The sequence below is a fragment of the Mesorhizobium sp. WSM4806 genome (assembly GCF_055811635.1).
Genome location: NZ_JBVVQZ010000014.1, coordinates 87,098 through 111,146, shown reverse-complemented (window position 1 = coordinate 111,146; position 24,049 = coordinate 87,098). Strand labels below are relative to the sequence as shown.

At 64.2% G+C, this 24,049-nt stretch carries 17 protein-coding genes; 9 read left to right on the top strand and 8 right to left on the bottom strand.

Annotated features, from left to right (window positions below):
* Positions 1–53: 53 nt before the first annotated feature.
* Positions 54–875, bottom strand: a complete 822-nt coding sequence (locus AC0L2M_RS21495; RefSeq protein ID WP_128185443.1) for a tetratricopeptide repeat protein — start codon at positions 873–875, stop codon at positions 54–56.
* A gap of 122 nt (positions 876–997) precedes the next feature.
* Here AC0L2M_RS21495 and AC0L2M_RS21490 point away from each other — a divergent pair, with 122 nt between their 5' ends.
* From AC0L2M_RS21490 to pdeM, 6 genes are all read left to right on the top strand, one after another.
* On the top strand, positions 998–2,362 hold the full coding sequence (locus tag AC0L2M_RS21490; RefSeq protein ID WP_419695890.1) for a leucyl aminopeptidase family protein: 1,365 nt from the start codon (positions 998–1,000) through the stop codon (positions 2,360–2,362).
* 66 nt (positions 2,363–2,428) lie between these two features.
* The gene (locus AC0L2M_RS21485; protein WP_027151718.1) at positions 2,429–2,779 is read left to right on the top strand and encodes a MarR family winged helix-turn-helix transcriptional regulator; all 351 of its coding nucleotides are present in this window, start codon (positions 2,429–2,431) and stop codon (positions 2,777–2,779) included.
* 89 nt (positions 2,780–2,868) lie between these two features.
* Positions 2,869–3,729, top strand: a complete 861-nt coding sequence (locus AC0L2M_RS21480) for a C40 family peptidase (protein WP_473535825.1) — start codon at positions 2,869–2,871, stop codon at positions 3,727–3,729.
* A 151-nt stretch (positions 3,730–3,880) separates the two neighbouring features.
* The gene (locus AC0L2M_RS21475) at positions 3,881–4,246 is read left to right on the top strand and encodes an endonuclease domain-containing protein (protein ID WP_091600317.1); all 366 of its coding nucleotides are present in this window, start codon (positions 3,881–3,883) and stop codon (positions 4,244–4,246) included.
* Positions 4,247–4,516: 270 nt separating this feature from the next.
* Positions 4,517–7,039, top strand: coding sequence for a ligase-associated DNA damage response DEXH box helicase (locus tag AC0L2M_RS21470; RefSeq protein ID WP_473535824.1), 2,523 nt, complete (start codon positions 4,517–4,519; stop codon positions 7,037–7,039).
* Positions 7,036–7,752, top strand: a complete 717-nt coding sequence (pdeM, locus tag AC0L2M_RS21465; RefSeq protein WP_027155152.1) for a ligase-associated DNA damage response endonuclease PdeM — start codon at positions 7,036–7,038, stop codon at positions 7,750–7,752. The genes AC0L2M_RS21470 and pdeM overlap by 4 nt, the downstream gene beginning before the upstream one ends.
* 6 nt (positions 7,753–7,758) lie before the next feature.
* Here the strand turns inward: pdeM and AC0L2M_RS21460 are convergent, their stop codons facing one another.
* Genes AC0L2M_RS21460 through AC0L2M_RS21450 form a run of 3 tightly spaced genes read right to left on the bottom strand, consistent with a single transcriptional unit; the run spans position 7,759 to position 12,368 of the window.
* Positions 7,759–8,694 carry a dimethyl sulfoxide reductase anchor subunit family protein gene (locus tag AC0L2M_RS21460; RefSeq protein WP_473535823.1) on the bottom strand — a complete coding sequence of 312 codons (936 nt, stop codon included), beginning with the start codon at positions 8,692–8,694 and terminating at the stop codon, positions 7,759–7,761.
* A gap of 9 nt (positions 8,695–8,703) precedes the next feature.
* Complete coding sequence (locus AC0L2M_RS21455; protein ID WP_027155154.1) at positions 8,704–9,438, bottom strand: 4Fe-4S dicluster domain-containing protein; 735 nt, start codon at positions 9,436–9,438, stop codon at positions 8,704–8,706.
* Positions 9,435–12,368, bottom strand: a complete 2,934-nt coding sequence (locus AC0L2M_RS21450; protein WP_473535822.1) for a molybdopterin oxidoreductase family protein — start codon at positions 12,366–12,368, stop codon at positions 9,435–9,437. The genes AC0L2M_RS21455 and AC0L2M_RS21450 overlap by 4 nt, the downstream gene beginning before the upstream one ends.
* A 277-nt stretch (positions 12,369–12,645) precedes the next feature.
* Here AC0L2M_RS21450 and AC0L2M_RS21445 point away from each other — a divergent pair, with 277 nt between their 5' ends.
* Entirely contained in the window at positions 12,646–13,548 is a 903-nt protein-coding gene (locus tag AC0L2M_RS21445; RefSeq protein ID WP_023802162.1) for a LysR substrate-binding domain-containing protein, read from the top strand.
* A gap of 6 nt (positions 13,549–13,554) precedes the next feature.
* Here AC0L2M_RS21445 and AC0L2M_RS21440 read toward each other — a convergent pair whose 3' ends face one another.
* From AC0L2M_RS21440 to AC0L2M_RS21425, 4 genes are all read right to left on the bottom strand, one after another.
* A complete protein-coding gene (locus tag AC0L2M_RS21440; RefSeq protein WP_473535821.1) occupies positions 13,555–14,811 on the bottom strand; it encodes an Hsp70 family protein in 1,257 nt (418 codons plus the stop codon).
* Positions 14,812–14,920: 109 nt separating this feature from the next.
* Positions 14,921–15,712: a TIGR02186 family protein gene (locus AC0L2M_RS21435; protein WP_236379107.1), complete on the bottom strand. Its 792-nt coding sequence runs from the start codon at positions 15,710–15,712 to the stop codon at positions 14,921–14,923.
* On the bottom strand, positions 15,712–16,635 hold the full coding sequence (locus tag AC0L2M_RS21430; protein ID WP_023802164.1) for a sulfite exporter TauE/SafE family protein: 924 nt from the start codon (positions 16,633–16,635) through the stop codon (positions 15,712–15,714). Before AC0L2M_RS21430 ends, AC0L2M_RS21435 begins: the two co-directional genes overlap by 1 nt.
* Before the next feature lie 189 nt (positions 16,636–16,824).
* Positions 16,825–20,784: a peptidoglycan-binding protein gene (locus AC0L2M_RS21425; protein WP_473535820.1), complete on the bottom strand. Its 3,960-nt coding sequence runs from the start codon at positions 20,782–20,784 to the stop codon at positions 16,825–16,827.
* Positions 20,785–21,230: 446 nt separating this feature from the next.
* Between AC0L2M_RS21425 and AC0L2M_RS21420 the strand changes: the two genes are divergently transcribed.
* On the top strand, positions 21,231–21,692 hold the full coding sequence (locus AC0L2M_RS21420) for a MerR family transcriptional regulator (RefSeq protein ID WP_023802166.1): 462 nt from the start codon (positions 21,231–21,233) through the stop codon (positions 21,690–21,692).
* Positions 21,693–21,985: 293 nt separating this feature from the next.
* A complete protein-coding gene (locus AC0L2M_RS21415) occupies positions 21,986–23,782 on the top strand; it encodes an acyl-CoA dehydrogenase (protein WP_023802167.1) in 1,797 nt (598 codons plus the stop codon).
* The last annotated feature ends 267 nt before the right edge of the window (positions 23,783–24,049 follow it).

The window sequence follows — 24,049 nt, the reverse complement described above, 5'->3', positions numbered from 1 at the left end:
CCCGGCAGGGCAATGAGGGGCAGCGCCGACATCGATATGTATGGCAGGCGCGGTCAGTTGGTGGCGGGCTTTGTCTTGTCCTGGTCCTTGAGCTGGCTCCAGGCGTTCTGCTGGGCGAGCATCTGGCGAAGGTACGTCACGTTCGCCTGCGCCTGTTCGGGCGACAGCTCCTGCGAGGCGATCGTCTCGGCCTCGTCGAAGCGGCCCTGCAGGCCGACGACCAGCGCCAGGTTCTGGCGGACGCGGCTGTCGGCATTCGGCTGCTGGGCGGCCGAGCGCATATAGGTTTCAGCCGTGCGCAGGTCACCTTCCAGAACATAGGACATGCCGAGATTGGAAAGGATCGAAGGTTCGTTCGGCTTGAGGTCAAGCGCCTTGCGGTAATTCTGGCGCGCCCCGTCTCTCTGGCCAAGCTGGTCGAGAATAGCGGCTTCCGCCGACACCAGCTTCCAGTCGGGATATTCCGGTGTCTGCGCGCGGCGCACTGCGTCGAGCGCCGGCTCGAACTGTCCGTTGGCGGCAAGTGCCTTGCCATAGGCGGCGAGCACGTCGCGGTCTTTCGGCAGCACGATCGCCAGTTTGCGCATCACGGCGAGCGACTGGTCGGCGTCGCCATCCATTTGCAGCGCCGCGGCATAATTCGTCGCGATCCGCTTGTCGTTGGGGTTCTTGGCGTAGGACTGACCCAGCGCGATCGTCGCCTTGTGCAACTCGCCGGCCGACATGGTTTCCAAGGGTTTGCCGCTGGGGCGTCCGATCGAGCCGGTCGTCAGCTTGCTGGTTCCGCAGCCTGCGACGCTGGCCGCGAGCGCTATTATGAACGCCGTGGTGATCAGCCGCTTCGCCGTGGCGTTGGTCATGCGGTTGGTCGGCATCTGCACCAGGGCCTCCATTCGTCAAATTGGCTTTTACGTGGCCATCTTCCCTCTCGCAGAAATATTCTGTTAACCCTAACGGATCGTTAAAACGCGCCGACTCGGAAGCCGGAGACCGTCGAATGCCAGTCGAACTCATCGAGAGAGAACTGAAGACCACTTTGCCGGTTCATCTGGTGGCGAAGGATAGACTGGAGGGGGCAGGGCTTGCCTCCTCCTCGCTCGCCTGGGCCAAGGCCAACGGCTTTTCCGGTCAGGCCGGGAGGACGCTGATCCTGCCCGACGAAAACGGCGCGCTTGCCGGAGCACTGTTCGGCACGGGCGATGGCGAAGGCGCGCTTGCCATCGGCGCGCTGGCGAGAGCCTTGCCCGCAGGCGACTGGCATTTCGCCTCCACACTGGCGGAGCCGGAAATCGCGGCCATCGCATTGGCGCTCGGCGGCTATGTCTTCACCCGCTACGGCAAAAAGCCTGGCAAGACACTGCGTTTCTCGCTGCCGCCCGGCGCTGAAGCGGCTTACGTTCGCCGCATCGCCGATGGCGTTTTCCTGACGCGCGATCTGGTCAACACGCCGACCAGCGACATGGGACCTGACGAGTTGGAGAAGGCAGTTCGGACGCTGGCCGGGACGTACGACGCCGAAGTGTCGGTGACCAGGGGCGACGACCTGGTCAAGAACAATTTCCCGATGATCCATGCGGTCGGCCGCGCTTCCGTCGGCGCACCTCGGCTGATCGACCTGATCTGGGGACCGGAGAACGCCCCGAAGGTGACGCTGGTCGGCAAGGGCGTCTGCTTCGACACCGGTGGTCTCGACATCAAGCCGTCCTCGGGCATGCTTTTGATGAAGAAGGACATGGGTGGCGCTGCCAACGTATTGGGCCTCGCCTCGATGATCATGGCCGCCGGGCTGAAGGTCCGGCTGCGTGTGCTGATCCCGGCGGTCGAAAATTCGATTGCCGGCAACGCCTTCCGGCCCGGCGACGTGTTGGTGAGCCGCAAGGGCACCACCGTCGAGATCGGCAACACCGACGCCGAGGGACGGCTGGTGCTGGCGGACGCCTTGGCTCTGGCAGACGACGACGAGCCGCAACTGCTGATCGACATGGCGACCTTGACCGGGGCTGCTCGCGTCGCGCTCGGTCCCGATCTGCCACCGTTCTACACCGGCGATGAAGCGCTGGCCTCCGACCTGGCTGCGGCCTCCGTCGCAGTCGAGGATCCACTGTGGCGCATGCCGCTGTGGAAACCCTATGGCGCAAAGCTGTCGTCGAAGATCGCCGACATCAACAATGTCACGTCAGACAGTTTCGCCGGCTCGATCACCGCGGCGCTTTTCCTGAAGCGCTTCGTCGAGAAGACCGCCGCCTGGGCGCATTTCGACATCTTCGCCTGGAACCCGTCCGATCGTCCGCACGGTCTCGCCGGCGGCGAGGCGCAAGGCATCCGCGCGCTGGAAAGGGTGATCTCGAAACGCTACGCCTGACGGTGCGGTGCAGGACATTCTCGTGACTGAAACGGAACCGAAACAATTTGCCGTCATTGTGGCCGGATGTCGATTTCGATGCGCCCGAGCCAGGCCTTGCGACTGTGGCAGCAGGTGATGCTGCACCAGGTGCGCGACGATGCGCCGGACCTCACCATGCGCCAGACGGCGATCCTGTTCACGATCTATCTCGATCCACCGCCGCATACAGTGCGCGGCCTCGCCGCGCGGCTCAATGTCACCAAGCCGGTGATCACCAGGGCGCTAGACACGATGGGCGCAATGAAGCTGGTTTCGCGCCATCGCGATGAGCTCGACAAGCGCAACGTGCTGGTCAAGCGAACCGTAGAAGGGGCTCTCTTTGTCGAGCGCTTCGGCGATGTTATCATTGCCAGAGCCCAGGAATTGCCGATCTAGAGCAGGATTCCGAACCGCAGGTCAGCGAAGCAAAGCAGCACCGTTTTCGGGACCATGCTCCAACACCAAGCCAGAGCCGAGTTGCCGATTTGACCGCCAGGGATGCCCGCCTTCACGCCTTCCGTTCCGATCTCGCCGATATCAGGCTGAAAGGCGAGGTCGCCGCCGATCGCTTCGTCGCCGGGCGGCCAGCGCGGGTTTCAGCCGCAGTGGCCGACATCCGCAAGGCGCCGCGGTCGGATGCCGGCGTCAACACGCAAGCCCTGTTCGGTGACGACGTCCTCGTCTTCGAAGATGCCGAGGGCTGGGCCTGGATCCAGTCGGAGCGCGACGGCTACGTCGGCTATGTCGCCGACACCGTGCTGGGCGGACGGGACCATGCGCCCACCCAGGTCGTCTCGGTGCCGCGCACCTTCCTCTATCCGGGACCTGATTTGCGGCTTCCGCTGAGCGGGCAGCTGTCGATGGGATCGGCGCTGACGGTGACCGGCGCGGCAGAAACGCGCGGCACGCATTATGCGCTGCTGCCGTCCGGCGAGGCTGTCATATCAGGCCATCTCAGGCCTCTGGGAGAGCCGGCTGCCGACTATGTCGCGGTCGCGGAGGCTTTTCTCGGCACGCCCTATCTGTGGGGCGGCGCCTCCGGCTTCGGCATCGATTGCTCCGGCCTCGTGCAATTGGCGATGCACATGACCGGCAGGCAAGTGCTGCGCGATTCCGACATGCAGGCGGCGACCATCGGCGAGCCGCTCGACCCGGGTCCGGATCTTGCCGGGTTGCGGCGCGGCGACCTGGTGTTCTGGAAAGGCCATGTCGCTGTCATGACCGACCCGGAAACGATGATCCACGCCAACGGCCACACCATGCTGGTCTCGCGTGAAGGGTTCAGGCAAGCCCTCGCCCGCCTCGGCTATCTCTATGGCGGTCCGACAGGGTTTAGGCGGCCGTAGCGCAAGCGCTTTTCCTTCTCTAATCACCAACGTTGCAGGATTGGCGGCCAAAGCGAAGCTGCCGATCTCCCCCCAAGTGGGGGAGATGTCCGGCAGGACAGAGGGGGGCGCCGTAGAGCGCCAACCTCAATACGGACCGAGCACTGACCAAATGCCTCACACGCCACTGCCTCCGCGAAATCGCGCAAATGCCAAATCGATGCGCAAAGCCATGACCGACGCCGAACTGAAGCTTTGGAACGAGCTTCGCGCGCATCGGCTGATGGGGCTTGGCTTCCGCCGACAATTTCCGATCGCTGGTTACATCGTCGACTTCGCTTGCCCGGACAAGAAGCTCGTCGTCGAAGTCGATGGTTCGCAGCATGCAGAAGCCAATACAGGCGACGAGGCGAGGACAAAGCGTCTGGAACGGGATGGCTGGACCATCCTGCGCTTCTGGAACGACGACGTCATTCGTGACATCGACAATGTCTGCCAGCATATTGTCATCGAGGCGGGGCTCGCCGGTGCGACTTGATACGCCGGCGCGAGGCGCCCCCCTCTGTCCTGCCGGACATCTCCCCCACAAGGGGGAGAATGGCAGTTTCGCTCTGGCCGCCAATCCTGCAACGTTGGTGATTAGCGGAAGCAGACAAGACAGCCAATCTCCCCCCTTGTGGGGGAGATGGCCGGCAGGCCAGAGGGGGCGCAGTAGAGCGCCCACCTCACTTGCGACCGAAGCCGCGCACGATCACCTTTTGTTCCGATTCTGCTTGGCGATTGCGCGGCGCCGCGCTACCTCTGGCGGGTGACAGAGCAGCCGCGCCTCGCCGAACAGAATGCCGCCGTGCGCTTGCCCGAGCCATTCCTCAAATGGTTCGCGCAAAGAGGCTGGTCGCCGCGCGCCCATCAGATCGAATTGTTGGCGACTGCCCAGGCCGGGCAATCGGTTCTGCTGATCGCGCCGACCGGCGCCGGCAAGACGCTGGCCGGGTTTATGCCTTCACTGACCGAGCTGGCCCGGAGGCCGGGGAGAAAGCCGGGGCAGGCGCGTCGCGGCATCCACACGCTCTACATCTCGCCGCTGAAAGCGCTGGCCGTCGACATCGAGCGCAATCTCGGCAAGCCGGTGGAAGAGATCGGTCTGTCCGTCACCATCGAGACGCGCACCGGCGACACGCCCGCGCACAAGCGCCAGCGCCAAAAGCGGGCCCCGCCCGAAATCCTCCTGACCACGCCCGAGCAACTGGCGCTGCTGATTGCTGCGCCCGACGCCAGGCGCTTCTTCGAGGATCTGCGCTATGTCGTGCTCGACGAACTGCATTCCTTGGTGACGTCGAAGCGCGGGCATCTCCTGTCGCTCGGGCTGGCTCGGCTGCGATCCTTTGTTCCCAGCTTGCAGACGATCGGCCTGTCGGCGACGGTCGCCGAGCCGGACGAATTGCGGCGCTGGCTGGTCAGCCAGAATCCACCCGGCGGCATGGCCGAATTGATCGTCGTCACCGGCGGCGCCAAGCCCGACATCTCCATCCTCGACTCGGAACAGCACGTGCCGTGGGCCGGACATTCGGCCCGCTACGCGACACCGGAAATCTATAGCGAGATCAAGCGACACAAGACGACCCTGCTGTTCGTCAACACGCGCAGCCAGGCCGAACTGCTGTTCCAGGAATTGTGGCGGGTCAACGAGGACACTTTGCCGATCGCGCTGCATCACGGCTCGCTCGATGTCGCCCAGCGCCGGCGCGTCGAAAAAGCCATGGGCGAGAATGCCTTGCGTGCCATCGTCGCCACGTCGACGCTCGACCTCGGCATCGACTGGGGCGATGTCGACCTGGTCGTGCATGTCGGCGCACCGAAGGGTGCGAGCCGGCTGGCGCAGCGCATCGGCCGCGCCAACCACCGCATGGATGAGCCGTCGAAGGCGATCCTGATTCCGGCCAACCGCTTCGAGGTGCTGGAATGCCGGGCGGCGCTCGACGCCAATTACCTCGGCGCCCAGGACACGCCGCCGGCGGTCAATGGCGGGCTCGATGTGCTGGCGCAGCATGTCCTGGGTTGCGCCTGCGGCGCGCCTTTTCATGCCGATGCGCTGTTCGAGGAGGTGCGAACCGCCGCGCCCTATGCCGAACTCGACCGGCCGACGTTCGATCGTGTCGTCGACTTCGTCGCCACCGGCGGATATGCGCTGAAGAACTACGAGCGCTACGCCCGCATCCGCCTGAACAAGGACGGGCTGTGGCGCGTCTCCAATCCTCGCATCGCCCAGCAGTACCGGCTGAATGTCGGCACCATCATCGAGGTGCCGGCGCTCAACGTGCGTTATGTCAAGGCCGGCAGCAAAGGCTCTGCCTCGCGCGGCGGTCGGGTTCTCGGCAAGATCGAGGAGGCGTTCCTCGAAACGCTGACGCATGGCGATACCTTCATGTTCGCCGGCAAGGTGCTGCGCTTCGAGGGCATCCGCGACAATGAGTGCTTCGTGTCGAATGCGCCCGGCAGTGACGCCAAGGTGCCCTATTATGGCGGCGGCAAATTCCCGCTTTCGACTTACCTCGCCGAACAGGTCCGCATCATGCTGGACGACCCGCAGCGCTGGAAGAAGCTGCCGGAACAGGTCGCCGACTGGCTGCGCTTCCAGGCCGACAAATCGGTGCTGCCGAAGCGCGACGACCTGCTGATCGAGACCTTTCCGCGCGGCAACCGCTACTATCTGGTGGCCTACCCGTTCGAGGGCAGGCTGGCGCACCAGACGCTTGGCATGCTGCTCACCCGCCGCCTCGACCGGGCGGGAGCCAGGCCGCTCGGCTTCGTCGCCACCGACTATGCGCTTGCCATCTGGTCGCTGGCCGATATGGGCAGGATGTTCCGGGCGAAGAAACCGTCGCTGGCCGCGCTTTTCGACCAGGACATGCTGGGCGACGATCTCGAAGCCTGGCTCGCCGGCAGCTGGCTCTTGAAGCGCACCTTTCGCAATTGCGCGCTCATTTCCGGACTGATCGAAAAGCGTCATCCGGGCCAGGAGAAGAGCGGCCGCCAGGTCACCGTCTCGACCGACCTCATCTACGACGTCCTGCGCAGCCATGAGCCCGACCATATCCTGCTGCAGGCGACGCGTGCCGACGCGGCCACGGGTCTGCTGGATGTCAGCAGACTTGCCGAGATGCTCTCGCGTATCCAGGGACGAATCGTGCATAAAGACCTCGAGCAGATTTCGCCGCTCGCCGTGCCGATCATGCTCGAGATCGGCAAGATGCCGGTGCATGGCGAGGCCGATGATACGCTGCTGATGGATGCGGCAACGCTGGTCGAGGAGGCCATGGGGACGAAATGACATTCGCACTCGCCATGACGGCGCTCCTGGCGGATGCCGATCCTATCGGCATCGCCGGCGAGCGTGCGATCTGCGATCGGCGCGGCGTGCTTTATTTTCCCGAGCTTCGGCTTCTGACCGTGTCCGACCTGCATCTGGAAAAGGGTTCGTCGCTGGCACGGCGCGGTACGTTGATCCCGCCTTATGATACCGGTGCGACGTTACTGCGGTTGCAGGCGGTGATTGCCGATTATCAGCCGGCGATCGTCATCAGCCTCGGCGACAGCTTTCATGACGGCGGCGGCGCCGCGCGCATGCATGCAAGCTTTCGCGAACGCCTGGAAGCGCTGATGGCCGGCCGCGACTGGTTCTGGGTTGCCGGCAATCATGACCCGGATGCGCCGGCCGATCTGCCCGGCGAGACGGTGCGCGAGCTGGCCATAGGCTCTCTCGTATTCCGGCACGAGCCTTCGGCGGTGAGAGTGGAAGGCGAGGTATCAGGTCATCTGCACCCTTGCGCCCGCATCGTGCAGCAGGGCCGCTCGGTGCGGCGGCGCTGCTTTGCCGGCGACGGCGGCCGCATGATCATGCCGGCCTTCGGCGCCTATACCGGCTCGCTCAATGTGCTCGACCGCGCCTATGCCGGGCTGTTCCGCCGCGAGACGCTGATGGCCTATATGCTCGGCACCGAGCGCATTTTTGCGATTTCCCACGCGATGCTGCGGCCGGGCTGAGCTGCTCTACCTGCCGTAGTAGAGGGTGACGGTGTGTTTCGCTTCGGCGAAGAACAGCCAGCGTTCGACCAGCATGCCGGCGAATTGGGCTGATGTGGCGAGTGCCGACAGCACCGCCGCATAGGGCCATGGCAAGGCGAACGCGGCAATCAGCAGCAAGACGGGCAGAGCGAAGGCCAGCACTTGCGTGATCTGGCGCAGCCGCGCCTTGTGCTTGCGGGCGATGCGAAAGCCCATCTCCTTGAGCAGGTAGTTTTCTTCGGTGTGCGGCCATTCCAGCGACCGCACCGTACCGCCGGCAAGCCCGGTCGCGGTGTTGGCGTTGGTCGGGATTTCCAGCCTGTCATTGTATCGCCAATTTGCCAGCTTCCAGCCCCAGCCGAGCAAGGTCAGCAGCACGCAACCTGTCAGAACGATAGTCGAGCCGAGCGCGAAAGCCTGCAGCAGCGCGTTGAGAAGCACGCTGCCGCTCATCGCCGAAAAGATCAGGTAGCCGGGCAAAGTGAAGCGGCTGTGCCACTGGGCGATCGGCTTCAGCGATGCGTATATCATGCCGGTGGCGCAGACGGTGGCGACCGCGCCGACCGCAGCCAGCAGCCCGGCGACGGCCACCCAGCCGTTTGTGCGGCCGAGGAACAGCCAGCCGAAGGCGAACAATCCCGCCGGCACGAAGGTCGCGACCGAGGCAACGCCTTCGCGCGACAGCCATGAGCTGCGCCATTGCGAGAATGCTCTCCAGGCGCGTTCTGGTCGGCCGAGATGGCCGGCCGACGACAACAGGCCGGCCGAGATCAGGCCGAGAGCCAGGCCCATGCCGACGAGGCCGAGCCAGAAGTCAGGCGGGACAAATCCTTGTCCGGCCAGCACGCCGAGCAGCGCGAGCAGGCCGTAACCGGCGCCCGTGGCAGTGGTGAAGAAGACGACGGAGAAGGCTGGATGCATGGATGCTGATCAATGCGAAAGCATGCGGTCGACCCAGCCGAGGAAACCGCCTTCAGCCCGCACCGGTTCGAGTCTCGGCGCCGGCACTGATGCGGCGCGCGGCGTGTGGGCGCGCGGCGGCAGATATTTGTTGGTCGGGTGATAGCCGAGTTCGGGCATCAGGTCGACGCCGCCGCGCTCGGCCACCAGTTGCGAGATCGCCGATGCCGGGTCGCCGAGATCGCCAAAGTGCCGCGCGCTGGTTGGACAGGCGGCGACGCAGGCCGGCACGCGGTCTTCTTCCGCCAGATTGTCGTTGTAGATGCGGTCGACGCACAGCGTGCACTTCTTCATCACGCCGACATCGGTATCGAACTCACGCGCGCCATAAGGGCAGGCCCAGCTGCACAATTTGCAGCCGATGCACTTGTCTTCGTCGACCAGCACGATGCCGTCCGAGGCCCGTTTGTAGGAGGCGCCGGTCGGGCAGACGGTGACGCAGGCCGGTGTCTCGCAATGCAGGCAGGAGCGTGGGAAATTGACCGTGCGCCCACCCATCTCCGTCATGTGCTCATAGCTGTGCACGCGGTTGAACCAGACCCCGTCGGCATCGCCGCCATAGGGATCGATGTCGGTCAGTGGCGCCATGTGACCGCCGGTGTTCCATTCCTTGCAGGCGGTAACGCAGGCCTGGCAACCGACGCAGGTGTCGAGGTCGATGACCAGGCCGAGCTTCTTGTCGGTATGGGCGGGAAGGCAGGTCATGGTCTGGAAGCTTCTCTTGCCCGGCGAAACTCGGCGCCAAAACTGAGCTTGTCGGGCGAGGGTTTGAAATGCGGTGGCTGCCGGAAGCGCTCGAACTGCGGCTCGGTGAAGCCGGCTTCTTCAGCCGCGCATTTGACGATGCGGACGCGCAGGTCGAACCATGCCGCCTGGCCGGTGATCGGATCGGAATTCGAGTAGCGCTTGCCGTTCGCATCGGCAGAAGTTTGGTCGCCGATGATGTGGTTGAGCAGGAAGCCGCGGTTGGATTCGGCCGCGTCGTCCTTCAGGCCCCAGCTGCCGCGCCGCTTGCCGATCGCGTTCCAGGTCCACACCGTGTCGGCGTTGACCCCGTCGACCAGCTTGATCTGTCCCTTGACCCTGCCGTTGATGCTCTCGATCCAAACCCAGTCGTCATCGGCAAGCCCGAGGCCGGCGGCGGTTCGGCTGTGCACGAACAGCCGGTTCTGGCTGGTGATCTGCCTGAGCCAGGCGTTCTGCGAGCCCCAGGAATGATACATGTGCATCGGCCGCTGCGTCAGCGCATGCAGAGGGTATTTCTCAACGTCGACAACCGCCTCCTCGAAGGGCGTGTACCAGAACGGCAACGGGTCCATATAGGTTTCGATGCGGCTGCGCTCCGCCTCCGGCGGCAGCACCCTGCCATGGCCGCGCGCGGCGAGGCGAAACCGCTGCATCGGCTCGGAATAGAGCTGGAACACGATCGGCTCGGCCTTCGGGATGAAACCCATGGTCTCGGCAAACTCGAGGTAGGATCGGTTGGCCATCTTGTAGTAGCGCTGGTCGCCGGCAAAATCGTGGTGCCAGAAGCCGCCATTGTCGATGTAGCGCTGAAGCTGGTCGGGATTGGCATCGCCCTTGCCGATCAAAATTCCGTCCTTGCCGCGCCAGCCGGCGAGCGGGCCGATGCCTGGCCTGCGCTCATGATTGACGATGTAATCGGCATAGTCGCGGTATTTGGCCGAGCCGTCGTCGGCGACGAAGCCGGGCAGGCCGAGCCGCGCGCCGAGCTCGATCAGCACCGTCTGGAACGCCCGCACGTCGCGGTCCGGCTCGACAACCGGATGACGGATAGCGTCACCCGGTCCATCGGCGTGGCTGATCGGCCGGTCGAGCAGGCTGATGCAGTCATGACGCTCGAGATAGGTGGTGTCGGGAAGCACGAGATCGGCGAACGGCACAGTCTCGGAATAATAGGCGTCGGAATAGATGATGAACGGGATCCTGTACTCGCCTGACGCATCCATGTCGGTCAGCATCGCCATCGTCTCGACGGTATTCATCGACGAGTTCCAAGCCATGTTGGACATGTACATGAACAGCGTATCGATCCGGTAGGGGTCGCCGGCCCAGGCGTTACGGATGACCGTGTGCATGAGCCCGTGTGCTGCCAGCGGCGCATCCCAGGAATAGGCCTTGTCGATACGGATCGGCGTGTCGGTGTCGTCGACCAGCAGATCGTCCGGGCCGCAGACGAAACCGAGCGGCATGCCTTCGAGCGGCGTCATCGGCCTGACGTCCTTGCCCGCCGGCTTCGGCCCCGGCGGCGCCGACCGCGGATAGGGCGGCTTGAAGCGAAACCCGCCGGGCACGTCCACCGTACCCAGGAGTACTTGGAGCAGGTGGATGGCGCGGCAGGTGTGAAAACCGTTCGAATGGGCCGAGATGCCGCGCATCGCGTGCATCGACACCGGCCGGCCCTTGATCGTCTCGTGTCGGCGGCCGGCCCAGTCGGTCCACGCCACCGGCAGTTCGATCGCCTGCTCGAAGGCGACATGCGCCAGTTCGGCGGCGATGCGGCGGATGATGTCGGCGGCAACGCCGCAGCGTTCGGCGACCGCATCGGGAGAATAACTCTCGTGCAGGTAGCGGTCTGCGATAAGCTGGAAGACCGGTACGCAGCGGCGGCCATCGACCTGGAAGTTGCCGGTCAGCGCCGGCTTTGCGTCGGTATCGGTGGCGCTGACGGAGACTTTGGCCAGCCTGTCCCAGGCCAGCGGATTGCCGCCGCTGTCGCGTGCGAACAGCCCGTCATCGGCTGCACCCGGCTCCTGGATGACGAGGACATGGGCGTTGGTGTAGCGCAGCAAATAATCGAGATCGACGCGGCCGGCCTTCAGCAGTTCATGGATGAGAGCAAACACGAACAGGCCGTCGGTGCCGGGCCGGATGCCGATCCAGTCATCGGCAATGGCGTTGTAGCCGGTGCGGCATGGATTGATCGAGACCACCTTGGCGCCGCGCGCCTTGAGCTTGCCGAGACCGATCTTGATCGGGTTGGAATCATGGTCCTCGGCGACGCCGAACAGCATGAAGTACCTGGTGTTGTCCCAGTCGGGTTCGCCGAACTCCCAGAACGAGCCGCCGATCGTATAGAGCCCGCCGGCCGCCATGTTGACCGAGCAGAAGCCGCCATGGGCGGCGAAATTCGGCGTGCCGAACTGGCTCGCCCACCAGCCGGTCAACGATTGCGACTGGTCGCGCCCGGTGAAGAAGGCGAGTTTCTTTGGGTCGGTGCGGCGGATTTTCGAAAGCCGTTCCGTCGCGATCGAGAAGGCCTCCTCCCACTCGATCTCGCGAAACTCTCCCGAGCCGCGCGGACCGCTGCGCAGCAATGGTTTCTTCAACCTGGCCGGACTGTAGTGCTGCATGATGCCGGCGCTGCCTTTGCCGCACAGCACGCCGCGATTGACCGGATGGTCCTTGTTGCCGTTGATGTAGCGGACCTTGCCGTCCTTGATGTGGACGTCGATACCGCAGCGGCAGGCGCACATGTAGCAGGTGGTCTTGGCGATGCTGTCGGAGACATCAGGCGAGGTATCGACGCCATCACCCTCGTCGGGCGCGCGGGTGTCGGCAAGCGACCGTTGGGACGGTGCGGAATTGGCGCCGCGCAGCGGTCCGTGGTTCATGATTCGGCGCTTTTGCGGTCTGCGAATTTGGCTCTCGTCTTCGGCCCGGGGCCGCGCATATAGTGTTCTTCCGGATGATAACGGTCGCCGGCAAGCCGACGCCGCAGGCCGCGGGTCCAATGGGCAAACAAGGATTTGAACCGCCCGATCACTTTTCTACCCGTTCCAGGTTGGCCGCGATTTTTCCAACTCCGCCGGGAAAATTAGAACAAAGCAATCGATCCGTCTAACAAGTTGCTCTTGTAATTCCAATCGAAATTCTTTCTTAATTCTCCGCATGACCCTGGACCAACTGCGGATATTCGTTGCTGTCGCCGAACGGGGGCACATGACCAAGGCGGCCGAGCTGCTGGGCATTTCCCAGTCAGCCGCCTCGGCCGCCATCCGCTCGCTCGAACAGCAGCATGGCGTCCAGCTGTTCAACCGGGTCGGTCGCAACATCGAACTGGCGCAGACCGGGCGCAGGTTTCTGCCCGAGGCGAAGGCCGTGCTCGAACGGGCGGCTGCCGCCCACGACGTGCTGGAGCACGTCTCGCAGACGATCACCGGCAGCCTTTCCATCGCCGCCAGCCAGACCATCGCCAGCTACTGGCTGCCGCGCCGGCTGGCCTCCTTCCACGAGGCCTATCCCGCCGTCAGGCTGAGCGTGACCATCGGCAACACCAGGCAGGTTGAGACCACCGTACTCGACGGTACGGCTGATTTTGGCCTGGTCGAGGGGCGCACTGAATCGGACATATTGCGGCGCGCCAAGGTCGATGTGGATCGCCTGATGCTGGTCGTGGCGCATTCGCATCCCGAGATCGCCGAAGTCTCGCGCGGGCATCCCGATATCAGGGAACTCCGCTGGATCATCAGGGAAGGCGGATCGGGCACGCGCGAGGTGCTGGAAGATCTTGCCCGCCGCGAAGGGATATCGTTCGCAGAGCTGCGGATATTCCTGGTGCTGCCGAGCAACGAGGCGGTCCGTCAGGCGGTCGAGGCCGGCGCCGGCGCCACCATCATTTCGGAGCTCGTTGTCGAACGCGCGGTCGCCGAGGGCAGCCTGCGAGCCGTGCCGATCGATCTGCCAAAGCGCGATTTCGCCATGATCACGCATCGTGACCGGCAGGCAAGTCTGGCCCAGATGGCGCTCAAGGCGCATCTGGGCGTGAGGGCCGGCGAGACCGTCCGCGGGTAAGCCGGGTCAGCCGAATTTCCGCTGCGCATCGAGCGCCAGCCCAAGCCCGACCGAGCCGAACATATCACCTTCGATGACCGACGCCTGCGGCACCAGGGCCAGTATCTGCTGCCTTGCCAGCGGGATGGCGGTCGATCCGCCGGTCAGGAACACCGCGGTGATGTCGGACAGTTTCACCTGCGCGTCGCGGATCGTCTCACCAACCGTCGCGGCCACCCGTTCGATATCCCTGGCGATCGTGTCTTCGATCCCGGCGCGCGTAATTTCGGTCGCAAACTTCGCTCCCGTCAGCGCGACCATCACCTCGGCGGACGGTTGCTCCGTCAGCTCGATCTTGGCCCTCTCGACCAAAGCGGCCAGCGCGTGCCCGTAACGATGCTCGACGATGTAGATGAGCCGGTCGACCAGGTCGGCGCGTTCCGCCTCGTAGCGGATCTGGCGCAGATGCGTCATCGCGCGGGCGGTGTAGACCAGATTGATGCGCTGCCATGTCGCCAGGTCGATGAAGTAGCTGGCCGGCAAGTTGCGCTTGCCGTCCTTGGTCGGCGAGAGGTAGCCGAGTTGCGGCATCACATGGGCGATGCTCAACAGCCGGTCGAAGTCGGTGCCGCCGATGTGGATGCCTCGGCTGGCCAGAATGTCGTCCTTGCGATCGAGGGAGCGGGCGCGCTGCGGCGAGACCCGCACGATCGAGAAGTCGGACGTGCCGCCGCCCATGTCGACGATCAGCGCCAGCTCTTCGCCCGTCACCGTCTGCTCGTAGTCGAGCGCCGCCGCGATCGGCTCGAACTGGAAGGCGATATGCTTGAAGCCCTGGGTGCGGGCGGCGTTTTCGAGTTCACCTTCGGCCTTGGCATCGGCCTCGGCATCGTCGTCGACGAACTGCACGGGACGACCGAGCACCACGCTTTCAACCGTATCGTCCGCATCCTCTTCCAGCCTTTTCCTGAGATGACCGACGAACAGGCCGATGATCTCGGTGAAGGCGATCGATCGGGTTTTGATGCGCGTCTTTTCATGGACTAGCGTACCGCCGAGTACGCTCTTCAGCGAGCGCATCAGGCGACCCTCGATGCTGTCGGTATAGTTGGCGATGGCGCGGCGCCCAAAGTAGGTGCGGTTGTCCTCGAAATTGAAGAACACCGCGCTGGGCAGGGTCACCTCGCCGTCTTCCAGCGCCACCAAATGCGGCTGCCCGTTCCTGATCACGCCGACGGTGGAGTTCGAAGTGCCGAAGTCGATACCGCCGAATGCTGGTCGCATCGCAAAGTCCTGTATTTTTTATTTGGGGAGCGACAGCCGGTGTTCGGCCGGGCCGGGGTCGCGGTCTAACCCACGAGCGTAAAAAGGGGAACCGCCTGTTGAAGAGAGTTTAATCCTTCCGGAAGACGAGCCTTCCGAGCCAGCCGGTCAGCATGGCCAACGACACCGCGAAGACGCCATACAGGAAAGAATAATCGTGGGCGACGCGGAAGATCGACTGTTCGAAACCGGATTTGCGGATTTCGAGCTGGGCGGAGCTTTCCTTGATGAACAGGCCGCTCTTGAACAGGAACGCGCGTGCCTTGTGGGTGCCGACCGGAACATTGGGGGCGAGCCTGACGGTGGCGCGGAACAGGTTCTGCGACAGGAACTGCACGCCGCCGACATTCACGCTGTAGAGGCCGGTCGCCGTCTTGCGCTCGCGCAGTGCCGCGGTGAACTCCTCGATGGTCGCCGGACTGTCGCCAGCGTCGGCCGGCTGCATATAGATGTTGGCGGCGCCGAGCGACAGTTGCTTGTAGCTGTTGGGGTCGGTGACGTCCTGCAGCGGCCGCGTCGTCGCCACCGAATAGGACACCGGCACATTCTTGAAGGTCTCGGACTCCAGATTGATCCAGATGCCGAGCACCCGGTCCTTGCGGCGCACGACGACCTTCCGGGCCGGACCCTCAAGCACGACCACGATGTCGTAGCGCCCCTGGCGCGCGACACGCGGGTCGGCATTTTCCAATGAGCCGAAGATGGTGAGGTCGGCGCCGGAAAAGCCGGCGGTGATTGAGACATGGTCGGTGGACAGGCCGATCTGGATGTTTTCGGTAACCGGCGTCTGCGCTCTTGCCGGTGACGAGGCGGCGAACAGCGACAGCGAGGCAACGGCCAGGAACGTCCTAAAACCCGCCATCAGGTCGGATCCGCGCCGGACAGCGAATACAGGCTGGGCGGCGTCACGAACAGATCGATGGCGAGCCGGATGGCAACCGCCAGGACCAGCAGTGCGAGCAGCGCCCTGAGCTGCTCGCCGCGCAGCCTTTGGCCGGCCTTGGCGCCGTATTGCGCGCCGGCGACGCCGCCCGCCATCAACAAGAAGGCGAGCATGACGTCGACCGTCTGGTTGGTGGTGGCATGGACCAGCGTGGTGTAGGCCGAGGTGAAGATGATCTGGAACAGCGAGGTGCCGACGACGACGTTGGTCGGCACTTTCAAGAGATAGATCAGCGCCGGCACCATGATGAAGCCGCCGCCGACGCCCATGATCGACGACAGGAAACCGATGCCGGCGCCGAGGCCGAGCACCGGGATGACGCTGACGAACAGCTTCGAGGCCCTGAACCGCATCTTCAGCGGCAAGCGGTGAATCCAGTTGTGCTGGCCGGATTTCTTCAGCACCGGTGCCGCGCCGCTGCGCGTGGCGCGCAGCGCATTGACGCTCTCGACCAGCATCAGCCCGCCGACGGTGCCGAGCAGCACGACATAGAGCAGCGAGATGAACAGGTCGAGCTGGCCGAGCCGGCGCAAGAAGCCAAAGACGAAGATGCCGCCGGTCGAGCCGACGATGCCGCCGGCCAAAAGCACACCGCCGAGCTTGAAGTCGAGCGTGCCGCGCTTCACGTGCGACAATGCGCCGGAGAAGGAGGAGGCGATGACCTGGTTGGCGCCGGTGGCGACTGCGATCGCCGGCGGTATGTTGTAGAAGATCAGCAGCGGCGTGATCAGGAAGCCGCCGCCCACTCCGAACATGCCCGAGAGGAAACCCACCGCCGCGCCCATGGCCAGCAGCACGAAGATGTTGACGGAAATTTCCGCGATCGGGAGATAGATGCCCACCCGTCAGTCTCGATCAGTTTGCCCGTCGGCGAATGCAACCGTAGCGGGCATTCGCGCCAAAAGCCTGTCCGTTCTTGCGCCGGCCGGGCGGCGAAGTCAAACCTCGCCACGTCGCCGAAACAAAAAACAACTCAATCAGTTAACAGGCAAATGTGTGGCAAAGGCGTCGCGGAAACGACGCATCTGACGTTATTTGCGCGCAAGCAGCGCCTTGACCAGCTTTTCGTCGACCGTGCCGGTAGGCTTCAGATCGTTGTCGGTCTGGAAAGCCATGATGGCATCCTTGGTTTTCTGGCCCATCACGCCGTCGTCATTGCCGGCCTCGTAGCCGTTCTTGTTGAGAATGCGCTGGATGTTCTGAACGACCTTCTTCATGTCGACGCTGGCGGTCGTCTGCGGCGTGCCATCCTGCCACGATTCGGGAATATCGGCCGAATTGGCCGCAGGATCGAGCGGCTTTGCCTTCCACAGCTCCGTGGCGGCGCGTGCGCGTTCGAGCTGCTCGGGCCTGAGCGCCTTGGCGATCTCGTCGCGCTTTGCCGCCGCATCCTTGTCGCCGGTCTTGGCGACGAGCGCGAACCATTTGTAGGACTCTTCGAGATTCTGCTTCATGCCGACGCCCTTCGCCGCCAGGATGCCGAGATTGAACTGGCTGTCCTTGACGCCGAGATCGGCGGCGGCCTGGAACCAGTGCGCGGCCGATTCATTGTCGGTCACGCCGTCCGCCGCCATGGCGAAGAGCACGGCGAGGTTGTGCATGGCGCTGGCGTTGCCCTGCGCGGCGGCGAGCTGGTACCAGGTCTTCGCCTTCTTGACGTCGCGCGCGACGCCGGTGCCCTTCTCGTAGAAGTTGCCGATGCGGTATTCCGCCGGTGCGAAGCCGAGCTCGGCTGATTTCTCGTACCATTTGGCGGCCGCTGCCATGTCTTGCTTGACGCCGCGCGATTCGGCGTAGCGCGAGCCGATCTCGAACAGTGCCTTGGCGTCGCCGCCGGCCGCTGCGTCACGCAAGGCAGCCGGGCCGGCATCGGCTGGAATGTCGATCTTGGCAGTGGCCGCCGCCGTCGAAGCAACCGCTGACGTCACCGTGCCGGTCATGTCCTGGGTCGCGGGCGTGGCGTCCGGCGCGGTGGCCATTGGTTCGGCGTCCGCAGCGGTCGAGCCCGCAGGTGCCGACGCTGTCACGTTCGCCGCCGCCGGATCGGGCGACGTCGTTGAAGCCATTGGCGCAGGAACAGGCTCGGCCGCGGACCCTGAGTCGATCGGCGTTTCGGCATCCGCCGATCTTTCGCCATATGACGGCGTGACGATGGCGGCCTGCGCCGGCATGTCGTCCTCGGCTACCGATTCGGATGGCTCTGCCTGCCGGACAGCGTGGTCTGGTGCGCTATCCCCTGCAGTTTCTGTGTCCGTCTTCGGCTCGTTGACGGTACCGATCGATGCGCTTTCCGCTGGCTGCGCGGCCGCCATCGGCGCCGTGTCGTTGCTGGCAATATCGACCGGGTCGGAGACAAAGGCCTTGCCTAATTGCAGGCCGGCGAGCGCCAGCATGACCGCGGCGGCTGCCATCAGAATCGGCTTGCGTCGCGCCTTGAGCAAGTCGCCGATCCTGAGCGCCTTTACCGGCCCCCTCATCGTCGATTGCCGTTTGAGAGCGTCGGCCTCGGCAGCGGCCGCTTGCGCCGCGCGCCTGGCTGCGGCGATGAAGTCGGATTTCGATGCGTCGGCATTGCCGGCCCTGCCGGGCGGGCCGCGTTCGTCGCGCACGCGCTTCATGATGGCGTTGAGGTCAGGTGGGCCGGAGCCGGGCTCCAGCGGCCGGTTGGCAACCTTCGGGTCCAGCGGCTCGTCGAGATCGGCAACCGGTATCTCGACATCAGGCGCGGAGCCGGCAAGCGGTGGAACAATCGTCTCCTTCTTGGCCTTGAAGGCGCGTGCCAGTCCGCCGAGCATCGACTTCCGGCCGCCGGTCGGCTGGCTTTTTTCCGACGTGTCCGAGCCAAGCGCCGCCATGGCCGCGGCCGCGGCGGCTTCGGCCGGCGTGCGCGTGCTCGGTTCGCTATGGGAACCTGGTTCATCGCTGATCATGGCAGAGACATGGCTGTCGAGGTCGGCCATGTCTTCCGTCAGCGGCAGTGGCTGGTCGATGTCCATGGACGGCGCGTCACGTACGGCCATCTTTGACGATCGCACGCCGCGCCAGCTGTCCGGCTCTGCCGGTTGCGTATTCAGAAGTTCGCTCACAGCGTCGGTCGGCTCGCCGGTTTCCAGCGAGCCCAGCCGGTCGACGATCTTGAGCAGCGTGTCGTGGATGGCTTCGAAGGTCCTCGAATTGCGCTCGTCGGAACGGCGCGTCAGTGCTTCGAGCGTCTTCAGATCCTGGGCGAGGCCAGAGACGGCCGCCGTGTTGGCACTGGAGCCCGCCAACGAACGGACGGCGCTCTCGGCTGCCTCGCGCGCCGCGCTGAGGATGGAATCGCGGGTGCCAGCCAGCGACTTCTCGATTTCGTTGAGACGAGGGCTGATATCCTCCAATTCCGGCAGTGGCGCGCCGGGTTTCGAAAGGTGCGCCGAAAGGCCCGCGACCTGCGCTTCCAGGCTGCGGATCAGGGCCGGGTCGATACCGGCGACTTGTGCCGCCGATGAATCCAGCCGGATTGAAATGTCTTCGAGCCGGCTTTCCAGGCCACGGATCGCGGCTTCACCTGCGTGATCGGGAACGCGCGTCTCCAAGCGCTTGGCCAGCGCGCTGAAGCGGGCGTCGAGGGCGTCCATGATGCCGGCCCCGTCGATCTGCGGCATGCGCTGGTCCAGCCTGTCGCCAACTTCGTCCAGCCGGCGCTCGAGATCGCGAAACAGCATGTTGCCTTGTTCGATCGCGTCGCCCTGGCGACGCTCCATCATGCCGGACAGCACGTCGAAACGCTGTTCCAGCCCCTGGAAGATATAGTCGGCGTCCGGCATGGTAGGCGCCCGGTCGATCTTGTCGGCAATAAGCGCGATCTGCTTGTCGAGACGCTCCATCGCCTGCTCAGGCAAATTGGCCCGGCTGGCAAGATCGTCGACCCGGCTCGACAGCATGTTGAGGCGGTCGATGACCTCGCCACTGGGGTGGACTTGCGTCACTTCCTCGATCTGTTCGGCAAGCGAGGCGATCCGCTTCTCGATACGCTCGAATGCTTCGGGGTCGAATGAATTGGCCTGCGCGGCGACGGTCGAGGCGACAATGGCGCGGGAAATCTCGTCCAGCCGCTCGTCGATCATTGCGAATGTGCTGCTGCCGAGGCTGTCCTGCTGGCGGGCGAAATGCTCGACGGCGCCGGCAAGCGTGCGGACCTTCTCTTCGAGCGAACGCAGCGACAGCGATTCCGGCAGATTGTTGACGGCATTGCTGATCTGTTCGAGCCGTTCGGTCAGCATCGAAAGACCGGGTGCGTCCGACCGCTGTCGCTGATCGGCATCGACACGATCCTCGAACGCGGTCCAGCGGCGGTCGAACTCGTCCCAGCGGCGGCCGACCGCCTGCACACTCTCCTCGCGCGCCAATGTGTCGAGCGCGGCCTTGACCTGCTCCAGATCGAGCCGGAGCATGTTGACGCTTCTGTCGTCGCTCTTTTCGGCCAGGGACTGGATGGCGCCGGAAAGCCGCTCGAACTCGACGCCGAGTTCGGCGCTGCCTTTGCCTCCCGTCGATTGGCCACCCGGCTCGGTGCTTGCCTGGAAAGCCCGCTCGATGTCGTTGCGCAGCGCTTCGAATTCGCGCTGCAGGCCGGCGGTCATCTGGTGGCGCAGTTCCTCGCGCAGGCCGCGCAATTCGCCGGCGATCTTGCCGACCACGGCGACGCCGTCCTCCTGGCCGCGCACGCGGTCGATGTCGCGGGCGATCGCCTGGTAATTCTGGTCGAAGGCAGCCGGCGCCGGGCTTTTCGGCGGCTGCTCGGGGCGCGGATCCTCATAGGGCCGGGCGCTGGCATAGCGCGGCTCCGCGCTCAGCCGGCGCGGATCGGGACGTTCGCTCAAGTCCTCGCGCGTCCGCTCCAGCCGCTGCTCCAGCGTTTCCAGGGAACGGTTGAGCTGTTCAAGCGTGGTGTATGGCCTGCGCTGCCGGCCGGTGTTGAGTGTATCGAGATAGGACCGCTTGCTGTTCATCGATGCGCCCGTTCAGTTTCACTGCTGGCTTTATGACCAGTTCCCAAAGTCCTGCCGGAAACGAAGACGGCCGCGGCTTTGCTGCGGTGGACTCCGAAACCGTGAAAAATTCGCTACAGGATAACCACGGGTGACCGACATGCGCACAATTCGCCCAACGTGGTAAACAACGCGTTAACCAAGCTTAAGAAGTTGCAACGATGTTGACGAGCGCCTGAAGCGCCGCCGGGCCATGCGGTGGCGGATGCGGCAAAAAGGTCCTCCCGCACGACGCCCTTGCTTCGTGAGGCGGCTATCGGTATAGAATTGACGTAAACGTAAGGGTGCAGATTGTGCCGTTTGCGATTTTGTTTGTTGAAACCACGAGTGGAAGCACGCCCCCGCTTCGACTCAGGCGACGCACGGTCCAGGGCCGCGGCGCCACCAGATGGGGAAAGCCAGTGACCATGAAACTTGTTTCGCCCGGCGAAGCCGCGGCCAATACCAATGACATGTCCGATAAAGCCGGCGAGGATCTTGTCCGCATCGGCGAGATGGCCAAGAAATACGGAGTAACGCTGCGTACGCTGCGTTTCTACGAGGACAAGGGCCTTCTCAATCCGCAGCGCGACGGCTCGACCCGTCTCTACACGCGCCGCGACAAGGCGCGGCTGAAGCTGATCCTGCTCGGCCGCAAGGTCGGGTTCTCGCTGCGCGACGTCAAGCAAATGATGGACCTCTACGACCCCAGCGGTTCCAACACCAAGCAGTTGCGACTGACGCTCGACAAGTCGGAGAAGCAGCTTGCCCGCCTGCAGAAGCAGCGGGCTCTGATCGACGATGCCATCAACGAGTTGAGCAACTCGATGGCGGCGGTGCGTCAGATGCTGAGCGAACGCTCGGCGCCGCAGGCCAGCGTCGCCGGGTAATTCTTCGCCCGTTTCCGGTGAACCTTCTGGGAGAGAGCCGCGTGGGCCTTGGCTGCGCGGCTCTTCCCTTTGTCTTGCGGCTGCGACGGGACGAATATCTTTCAATCTGTTCGGACTGGCTACGGCCAGCGCCGTTACGCTATGAGCGAGCGGCGGGGATTAATTTGTCGCATCAAAAAATTGACGTTTACGCAAACGTCAACTTTTGCTATTTCGACCTGAACATTGGTCCGCATGCCCGTCTGACTTCACATTGGGGATTCGGGGCCAAGGCCGCATGGTGGAGGAAATGCATGCCGATCTACAGGGCGCCGGTCCAGGACACGCTGTTTGTGCTGAAAGAAGTGCTGGGCTACCAGCGCTATTCCAATCTTCCCGGATTTTCCGACGCGACGCCGGACGTCGTCGAGGCCATCCTCGCCGAGGGCGCCAAGCTCGCTGAAAATGTCATGCAGCCGCTGAACCGCGTCGGCGACATGGAAGGCTGCGAGCGCCATGGCGACGGTTCGGTGACGACGCCGAAGGGCTTCAAGGAGGCCTTCGACCAATACCGCGAGGGCGGCTGGTTGGGGCTGGCCGCACCCGTCGAATTTGGCGGCCAGGGTCTGCCTTACGCGGTGCATACCGCTGTTTCCGAATATATGATTTCGGCCAACATGTCGCTGATGATGTACCCCGGCCTGACGCAGGGCGCGATCGCCGCGATCATTACCCATGGCACCGACGAGCAGAAGGCGCTCTGGTTGCCGAAGCTGGTCGAAGGCGTCTGGACCGGCACCATGAACCTGACCGAGCCGCATTGCGGCACCGATCTCGGCCTGCTGCGCACCAGGGCGGTTCCCAATGGCGACGGCACCTACAGGATCTCAGGCCAGAAGATCTTCATATCGGCCGGTGAGCACGACCTGGCGGACAACATCGTCCACCTGGTGCTGGCCCGCATCGACGGCGCGCCGGAAGGCGTGAAGGGCATTTCGCTGTTCATCGTGCCGAAACTCAAGCTCGATGCATCAGGCAATCCTGGCGAGAAGAACACCGTCTCCTGCGGCTCGATCGAGGAGAAGATGGGCATCCATGGCAATTCGACCTGCGTCATGAATTATGACGAGGCACAAGGCACGCTGCTTGGCGAGACGAATGGCGGGCTGAAAGCCATGTTCACGATGATGAACGAAGCGAGGCTCGGCGTCGGCCTGCAGGGGCTCTCTCTGTCGGAGGTCGCCTACCAGAACGCTGTGTCCTATGCCAAGGATCGCCTGCAGGGACGCTCGCTGTCTGGGCCGAAGGCGCCGGACAAGAAGGCCGACCCGATCATCGTCCACCCCGATATCCGCCGCAGCCTGATGACCATGAAGGCCTTCAACGAGGCCGGTCGCGCACTGGCACTGTGGACGGCGATCAAGTCCGATATCGCCCACCGTGCCAGTGACGACAGGGACCGCCAGGCCGCCGACGACTACACCGGGCTGATGACGCCGGTGGTCAAGGGCGTGCTCACCGACAAGGGTTTCGACCACGCAGTGATGGCGCAGCAAGTGTTCGGCGGGCACGGCTATATCGAAGAGCACGGCATGAGCCAGTTCGTGCGCGATGCCCGCATCGCGATGATCTACGAGGGTGCCAACGGCATCCAGGCGCTCGACCTCGTCGGCCGCAAGCTGGCCTTGAATGGCGGCCGTGCCGTGCAGGCCTTCTTCAAGGAGGTCGGCGAGTTCTGCGAGGAGAACCGCACTGACGAGAAGATGGCGCCCTTTACCAAGGCGCTGAAGAAGGGCCTCAACGATCTGCAGGCGGCGACGATGTGGCTGATGCAGAACGGCATGGCCAAGCCCGATAACGCCGGTGCCGCCTCGACCGACTACATGCATCTCTTCGGCCTGGTGGCGCTGGGCTATATGTGGGCGCAGATGGCCAAGGCGGCCGGGGCGAAATTGGCGAACGGCGCCAATGGTTCTTCGGCGTTCTACGATAGCAAGCTGGTGACGGCGCGCTTCTTCATGGAGCGGATCATGCCGGAAACGTCGGCGCACCTCGCCCGCATCTCCAGCGGCGCCGATACATTGATGGCACTGCCGGCGGAAGCGTTCTAAGCTCGATTTTCCCTCCCCCTCGAGGGGAGGGTGGCCCGAAGGGCCGAGAGGGGTCCTGCGTGCAGTGCGCCGACCTGGTTGGCGCCTTGGGAGGAGAATGATCGCGTTGCCTCAAATCCATGTCAGTTTCGAACAGCAGTAAGATAAGATCGAGCACTTCATCGGCGACCCCACCCGGCCCTTCGGGCCACCCTCCCCTCGAGGGGGGGACGTCGGCGCAAGGGAGAAACAGCATGACCAACCCCGCCGAAATTCTTGGCCTTCCCA